At 38.0% G+C, this 8,207-nt stretch carries 7 protein-coding genes; 5 read left to right on the plus strand and 2 right to left on the minus strand.

Annotated elements, in window-relative coordinates; genetic code table 11:
* On the plus strand, nucleotides 1-1,317 hold a 1,317-nt coding region (locus tag LQ188_RS26570), incomplete at its 5' end, for a collagen-like protein (protein WP_230178947.1).
* A gap of 823 nt (nucleotides 1,318-2,140) precedes the next feature.
* Here LQ188_RS26570 and LQ188_RS26575 read toward each other — a convergent pair.
* Entirely contained in the window at nucleotides 2,141-2,758 is a 618-nt protein-coding gene (locus tag LQ188_RS26575) for a TetR/AcrR family transcriptional regulator (RefSeq protein ID WP_230178949.1), read from the minus strand.
* 174 nt (nucleotides 2,759-2,932) lie between these two features.
* On the opposite strand from LQ188_RS26575, the gene LQ188_RS26580 reads away from it, so the two are divergent.
* A complete protein-coding gene (locus tag LQ188_RS26580) occupies nucleotides 2,933-4,123 on the plus strand; it encodes an ABC transporter permease (RefSeq protein WP_230178950.1) in 1,191 nt (396 codons plus the stop codon).
* A gap of 211 nt (nucleotides 4,124-4,334) precedes the next feature.
* Nucleotides 4,335-4,691 (plus strand): glyoxalase, encoded by a 357-nt coding sequence (locus LQ188_RS26585; protein ID WP_230178952.1) that lies wholly within the window; start codon nucleotides 4,335-4,337, stop codon nucleotides 4,689-4,691.
* Nucleotides 4,692-5,088: 397 nt separating this feature from the next.
* Here the strand turns inward: LQ188_RS26585 and LQ188_RS26590 are convergent, their stop codons facing one another.
* Nucleotides 5,089-6,546, minus strand: a complete 1,458-nt coding sequence (locus LQ188_RS26590; RefSeq protein WP_230178954.1) for a S8 family serine peptidase — start codon at nucleotides 6,544-6,546, stop codon at nucleotides 5,089-5,091.
* 202 nt (nucleotides 6,547-6,748) lie between these two features.
* On the opposite strand from LQ188_RS26590, the gene LQ188_RS27070 reads away from it, so the two are divergent.
* Nucleotides 6,749-6,901: a DUF3951 domain-containing protein gene (locus tag LQ188_RS27070; RefSeq protein ID WP_363320629.1), complete on the plus strand. Its 153-nt coding sequence runs from the start codon at nucleotides 6,749-6,751 to the stop codon at nucleotides 6,899-6,901.
* Between the two features lie 460 nt (nucleotides 6,902-7,361).
* On the plus strand, nucleotides 7,362-7,610 hold the full coding sequence (locus tag LQ188_RS26595; RefSeq protein WP_101226098.1) for a hypothetical protein: 249 nt from the start codon (nucleotides 7,362-7,364) through the stop codon (nucleotides 7,608-7,610).
* Nucleotides 7,611-8,207: the final 597 nt, after the last annotated feature.

The raw sequence follows: 8,207 nt of genomic DNA on the forward strand, positions 1-8,207 counted from the left end.
GTAACGGGAGCCACGGGAGCCACAGGAGCCACCGGAGATCCAGGCGCAACAGGAGCCACAGGAATTACAGGGGCCACGGGAGCCACCGGAGCAACAGGAACTACAGGAGCTACCGGAGCGACAGGAATTACGGGAGCAACAGGAATTACAGGAGCCACGGGAGATCCAGGAGCGACAGGAATTACGGGAGCAACAGGAATTACAGGAGCCACGGGAGCTCCAGGAGCGACAGGAGCCACAGGAGCAACAGGAGCAACAGGAGCACCAGGAGCAACAGGAGCCACAGGCGCAACAGGAGTAACGGGAGCCACCGGAGCAACGGGAGCCACCGGAGCAACGGGAGCCACCGGAGCCACGGGAGTCGCAGGAGCAACAGGAGATCCAGGCGCAACAGGAGCAACAGGAATTACAGGGGCCACGGGAGCCACCGGAGCAACAGGAATTACAGGAGCGACGGGAGATCCAGGCGCAACAGGAGCAACAGGAATTACAGGAGCCACAGGAGCAACAGGAGTTACAGGAGCCACGGGAGCTACAGGAATTACAGGAGCGACAGGAGATACAGGAGCAACAGGAGCAACAGGAATTACAGGAGCGACGGGAGATCCAGGCGCAACAGGAGCAACAGGAATTACGGGAGCAACAGGAGAACCAGGAGCCACAGGAGCAACCGGCGCAACAGGAGCAACCGGCGCAACAGGAGTAACGGGAGCCACAGGAGCCACAGGAACCGCAGGAGCCACAGGAATAACGGGAGCCACGGGAACCACAGGATCGACGGGAGTCGCAGGAGCAACGGGAGCAACAGGAGCAACAGGATCGACGGGAGTCGCAGGGTCAACGGGAGCAACGGGAGCCACAGGAATAACAGGAGCCACGGGAGTCGCAGGGTCAACGGGAGCCACAGGAGCCACAGGTGCAACTCCTCAATTATTTTTTGCAGAAGTGGCTGGTCCAATCGCTCTCACAACTACTGGAACCGAAACGACAGTGGTTACAATGAATGTACCAACTACTGTTGGCCAGAACATTAAAGTGGACTTTGCAGTATCAATTGATGTGGTTACAACGGCAAATTCAAATTTCACCTTTCAAACTAGGCTATATCGTAATGGGACATTAATTGATACACGTGCCATTCAAAGAAGTGTAAGTGCTGCAGGTACATCAAGATTTCCTGTTGCATCTACTAATGTAAATACTGCTGCTATCACTGGAACTACAACATATGAAATTAGAATCGCTTATACAGTAGCAACAAATGTAGCCTCCTCAAGTGCTATAAATGTCGATATTAACGCAATACGCTTTCCATAATGAAAGTAACTCTATATCACCAGCCATATTCCTTTTAAGAAGGGTATGGCCTTTTTTATAAGGCTATATACTTTTTGAATGTCCTGTATTTGGATTGAGTACAATGGTATAAGAAAGGGCGTTAAAATAAAGGCTTTATAGGTTGGTAGTTTCTGATTACGATTTTAGCTACAACGTATTGGAAAGGACTTGGTTGGTAGTTTTTAATAATTTGTGCAATTGTATTGTTTTTTGGAGACGGCTTGATAAGAAGATTATTTAAAAAATAACTATTATTTTTTAAACTAACAGTGCCATACAGTAAGATAGGAGCTGCCATTGCGACAGCTTTTTTATTGTTCACTATCGGGATAGGTTAGCTTAATAAGATTTAAACAAAATGGTTTGGAAACGTACAAAAGAGAGGAAATTTAAGTTTGGTGGGATTAAGAGAGTGGACAAAGACTTTTTTGGGTCCATATTTGCTACTATATTTGGTATTATCGCAACGTGGACTGGATTGTTTTATACGGCTCGTTTCGGTTTGATAATAGAAAATTTTTTGAACACATCAAATATATAACGCCCTTACCTCTAACATTTAATTATTGGTATCTTGAAATTTTATTTATTTTGGGAGGATTAATGTGCGTTGTTTTAGGTATAAACGGAATTATTTAAGGTATCCTTAATGAATTATCGGGTGCGTTAGCTTTAGGTTAAAGCTGTCTTTAAGGCAGCTTATTCTTATGGCACTATCGGGGCAGGTTAGTTGCATAATCATATTAATAATAAAGGGACAGTACCTATTTTTCATAGTATTGTCCCTTAATCCCTGTGTGATTTATTTTTTCAAACCAGCTGCAAAGAAGGGACCATTAACTGTAATGGTTGATAGGATACGAGCCATTTCTTGAGGGGATTCTTTCCTGCCACTATCTAACCATTGTTGAATTACACCTATATGTGCAGATGCAACGTAAGAAGCAAAATATTGTCCTGGTACAAGTAAATTTTCCTCCTTAATAAGTGCGTTTGGATTATTTCCAAGAAATGTTTTCCACATAAAGTCTTTCAATCTTGTTTGAAAAGATAAATCGCCTTTTGGACCTAACACAGCCTTCATAAAACTACTATTCTCATTAAGATACTCAAATATTAAAACTGAAAGGGAAAATGTTGTTGCAGTCGGTGAGTTGGTTTCAAGTGCGGCAATAACACCTGGGAAGTTCTGTTTTACAAGTCTGGACATTTCAAGCATGATTTCTTCTTCGCATTTCGTCATTAAATCAAATTTGTCTTGGTAGTGGGCATAAAATGTACCCCTATTAATTTTTGCTCTAGTTGTTATGTCTTTAACCGTAATTGCTTCGAACCCTTTTTCATCTATCAATTCAACTAGTGCATCTCGGATGGATTCTTTTGTTCGAATGACCCGTAAATCCGTATTACTATCTCGCAAGCTACTTCCTCCTTAATTTTAATCAACACATTTATAAAAGGTGTTCCGTAACCAACACATGTGCCATTTTTGATTATTGAAACAGAACTAGTCCCCAATTATAATTTGAATGTAGTAAATAAAACAACAGGTTGTTCTTTATTATAATATAAACCCAAATAAGGAGAGTAAAATATGTTCAAAAATAAATTGGTATTGGTTTCACCGATCATCGCATTGGCAGTTATTTTTATTTTTTCACTTACATTATTTCCATCCGTTCAATCACAACCGAAAAATCTGCCGATTGCAATCGTAAATGAGGATGAAGGAGTGAAAATTCCTAATCAACCAGAAATGAATATGGGTAAAACCATCGTTGAAACAATGGATAAAAATACAACAACAAATGAAGACCCTGTTGTAAAGTGGGTTGAAGTAAAAACAGCAGAGGAAGCACAAATTGGAATGGATGAACAAAAATATTATGCAGCATTGGTCATTCCGAAAGACTTCAGTGCTAATCAGGCATCATTAAGGACAACAGAACCTTCTGCAACTGAAGTACAAATATTTATTAATCAGGGTATGAATACGTCTGCTTCAACGATGGCAGGACAGTTCTTGAATGGAGTAGTGGATAACATGAACAACACTGTCCGAAAACAACTGCTTGATGGTTTTGAAAAACAAGGAGCAACTTTGACTGCAAAACAGGCAGCAAGCCTTGCAGTTCCAATCGCTAAGAAAGTCACAAATGTCAATGAAATCGGCACGAATAGTGCGAATGGAAATGCTCCTGTTTCCTTATTCCAGCCATTATGGATGGCTAGTTTGGCAAGTGCTGCGATAATCTTTATTTCCATTAGCAAAATGCCGATTCGCACTAGAAAAGAAAACCTTGTCACAAAGATGGGGCAAATTTTTATGGGTGCCTTTGTAGCTCTGGTAATTGGATTTGGCTTAACCTGGATAGCAGATGGTATGGTTGGTTTAAATATCCCGAATTTCATGGATACGGCTTTATTTTTATCAATAACATCCTTTAGCTTTTTTCTAATGATATTAGCTGTACTTTCACTATTGGGGCTTAAAGGTATGCCTATTTTTATCTTACTGCTTTTCTTCGGTGCACCTTTACTGGCAATGGCACCTGAAATGATGTCTCCATTTTATCGGGATTGGATTTATTCTTGGTTGCCAATGCGATTTATGGTAGAAGGGCTTCGTGGATTATTCTTCTTTGGGGAAGGCTTAACCTGGAGTACGCCTGTTTCTGTTCTTGTTTGGATTGGATTAGTAAGCATGATTGTGATAATGAGTACTGCTTTAAAACGCAATAGAGTGAAGGAAGTAGTATCCGATTCTGAAATATATATAAAATAATTGCAGGGATACAATGTTGGTCAAATTGTTGTCATATTTACCAAAAGAGTCGTTTCTCTTATAGGGAAAACGACTCTTTTTATTGAGTAAGTGAAAAAATGTACGTAAACTAACGGGGCAGTATAGTTGAAGAAGGAACTTAAATTTAAATCTCGAATATCTAATGTAATCGGATAGCTAAAAATTTGAAGACAGACAGGAGTTAGAAACGATGATAAAAGGTTTTGGAGGAATATTTTGGAGAACTAAGGATCTTGAAGTTGTGAAAAAATGGTACAGTGAAGTGTTGAAGATAGAAATAGACAATTGGAATGGGACTGTGATAAAACCCCAATTAGGGAATGAGACTATCTTTTCTTTCTTTACCGAGAATGACAGTTATTTTCCAACAGAACAACAAGTGATGTTAAATTTCCAAGTACATAATCTAAACGAGACTATTAAGCATCTTGAACATATTGGTGTACCACTTGCAAAGAAAAAAGAGATTAGTGAATTTGGAAAGTTTATTTGGATTGAAGATCCTGAAGGTCGACTGGTCGAGCTTTGGGAGAATAACGAGTTGTAATTCATTTGCTATTGAGCTAACGGGTGCGTTAGCTGAAGATCAGAGCTGTCTTTAAGGCAGCTTTTTCTTATGCAACTATCGGGGTCAGTATAGGTCCATAACACAAATTGGAGAATGTTTTTTTACTTGGACTAGAAATTGTAATTAAGCGATAAAACAAAAAAATCCCAACAATTAAGTTGGGAATGAATTTTAACTGGTGAGTTGTGATAATTAGAATATGGCTTCACGCATTTTATGTGTTACTGTTTTTTATATTTCGGGCATATAGTTTCTTTGTTGAGCAAAGAAACCTTATTTTATGGATATATTCATCTCGAATTACTGTTCGTGTTGCAGATTCTGATCAAGAATCTTCCTTGTACTTTTAATATTTCATCTTATTTTGAAACATAAGCTACTTCTTTATATTTTCTAATGCTCTATAAGCATTTGCTTCTCCTGAACCAAATAAAGCATCTTGTCCTTTCTTTCCATAGTCAACAGCTGTTTGCTTAATGAGCGCTGTTACTTGGGCAGGTTTATAATCCGGATGAGCTGCCTTAATAACTCCTGCAATTCCAGCTACTTGAGGAGTAGCCATGGAAGTACCAGCATTAAACTCATATGAAGTACCTAAATAGGTAGGCCAAGTACTTAGGATTAAGTTACTTGGATCAGCCGCCGCAGGATCATTGGTTTCTGCATATTCAGGCCCATAATCTCCTCCGGGAGCTGCCACGTCAATAGCACTGTTTCCATAATTAGAGTAGAAAGCAAGCTGTTGAGTGGACCATTTTGTGGAGGCAGACACATTAATGACTCCTGGCATTTGTGCTGGTACAACAGTTGCAGGACCTTTCACGCTCATTCCATATGGTTCATACAATTTATTTAAAAATTCGTTAACTTCCTTCTTGTCATCTAAATTTAAACTTTCATTACCACTACCGGCTACTACAGTTACTCCATTCTTTACTGCATATTGAATTGCTCTCTTCCATAGTAACGTTTCAGCGACTGATTTATAACTTTCTCCCTCAATTGTCATTTTGTTATTATTATAGAAACGAAGAGACATATTAATAACATCTACCTTGTCATTTGTTGCTGCAATTATTCCATCTATAATCCAAGTTGGTAATCCAAGGGCTTGCTCTGAGTATAATACGCGATAGGATCTGATTCCTAAATCTGGTCCTACACCCTTTACTTTACCATTTGCTCCAATGATACCGGCAACGTGAGTACCATGCCCATTGCGATCTTTTATATCAGTAGGATCACCTGTTTCAGATTCATCCATTCCAGCAGGAACAAGATTACGTCCACCTATTATATTATTCTTTAAATCAGGATGAGACTCATCAATTCCAGTATCAATCACTCCCACCACTGCTTTATGAGTAATACTGCCATCGTTATTTTTATATCCGCCTGTTTCTAAATCATATGATTTCCCGTCGTTGGTCACCCTTTGAATATCCCATTGGGAGTACCAATAGCTCTCTGGATTTTGCTGGCTGATGATACTAGATCCATAGTTATAAGGGCTGACTGCAGATTTGTTTAAGGTTAGGGGAATTTCTCTGTTAGCAGCTTCTATTGAAGAATTACCTTTTAGGTTTTTAAGAAAAGAAGGCTCGTCAGATTGAGCTTCTATTCCTCCAACTTCGGGAAGAACTTTGGTTACTTTACCACCAGCTTTCCGTATTACCTCTTGATAATTCTCTGGTAATCCACTTTTAAAAGCTATTGCGTATGTGTCATTCATCTCCTGATTTTGACTCTTAGCTTGGGTAGGATCACCACCAACGGATAGTATCCCTGCTCCTACTGCTATCGAAAGTACCGTATGTAGAATTTTCTTTTTCATATGTCTCCTCCTATATAATGGAAAATATTAATCATATACTATCTTAATATACAACAACTTAAATTCCAAGTTTTCCTAATAAATCTATTATTGAAATTGGCAGCTCTTTTTCTTATGGAACTATCGGGGCAGGTTAGTTGCATAAGGAGTATGAAATATATGGTAAAATGTAGGTATCGACTTTTTGATTGGGGGAGGTTAAATGCAATACTTTGTACTTGCATTAATTATCGGGGTGATTATTTTTATTCTTTTTAGGATGTTTAAGAAGAATAAAACAATACCAAGTAATCAATATACACCTATTGATGACATCAATAATGGATTAGTTCGAAATTACTCAAGCGAACCTTAAGAAATAGAGTCAAAAAAAGAAATACCTTATGAAGAAGTTGATAAAAAGAGTGATTGAAATAAAGCACTATTCAGCTAACGGGTGCTTTAGCTTAAGATCGGAGCTGTCTTTAAGGCAGCTTTTTCTTTATGGAACTATCGGGGCAGGTTTTTTGGATTACCTGCCAAAGAATAGGAGTGGTTTGTATTATGGCAATAACAAAGAAAAGATTCTTCATTAGTTATATAGTGGGTTTCATACTCATATATATTGCAAACTCTGGTCTACAATACTTCAGGGGGCAAACGATAAATTGGTTAGGGAATTTAGCATACGCATTCTGTTTCGTAGTATTTCATTCACTTTTAAGTTGGTTATGGGGAGATTTTTATAAGAAAAAAGCCACTATGTGATGGGGATTTTTGGTTATTTTAATTTTTATCCTCAGTTCATATTTGATAAAGGGCAGGAGGACACAAAATTGAAAAAGTTCTTATTATCATTATTAGTTGGAGTAATAATAGGAGGAATAATTTGTTACGTTTTTATGGATTATGAAACTTCCAACTATGTAATTCAAGATTTTAATGGTCAGGAAGAGAAGGAAATTAAAGAGTGGGACTTTATGTATATCACACAAGCTGGTTTCATAATTTTAGCCATCACTCTATTATTTTATTTCTCTTGGGGCGTAATGGCAAAACGGATGGATAAAGATCAAAAAATGTAAATATTTATATTTTTTAGTATGATTCACCAACTCCCGCTGGACTAACTGCAATTGTAATTGAGTCTGAAGAATTAACTCCTTCTAATATTATGCCAATTAAAGAAATAAATAAAAAAATCTTGTTGAACTAACGTATGCTTTACTTCAATGCTAAGAGCTGATTAGCAGCTCTTTTTCTTATGGAACTAAAGGGGCAGGTTAGTTCAAGAAGGTATTATTTTAGTGTATAGTTATTCCAATGAAGAATGAGTACAAAATCAATCAGTATTATTTAATAATTGCTGCTAGGTGTAAAAAATGGGAGTGACTCTATATTAAAAATAATCCAATGTTACTTCTTTTTTCTTTTCTATTAATTGTCATTTTTGGATTTTGGTTAAGAAAAAGGATTCTTTCATTCGATTTTAAAAATAAAAGTAAATTGTTCTTCATATTGGGTAACTTTGAGTTAATTGGTGGAGTTCTTATTGGTGTAGGATTACTATTTATTGTGATTTTTCTCTAAGGTGTTTATTTCACAAACGGGTGCGTTAACTGAAGATCGGAGCTGTCTTTTAGGCAGCTTTTTGTTATGGAACTAAAGGGGCAGTCATCGAG

This window comes from Peribacillus sp. Bi134, assembly GCF_918698065.1.
GTDB lineage: Bacteria > Bacillota > Bacilli > Bacillales > DSM-1321 > Peribacillus.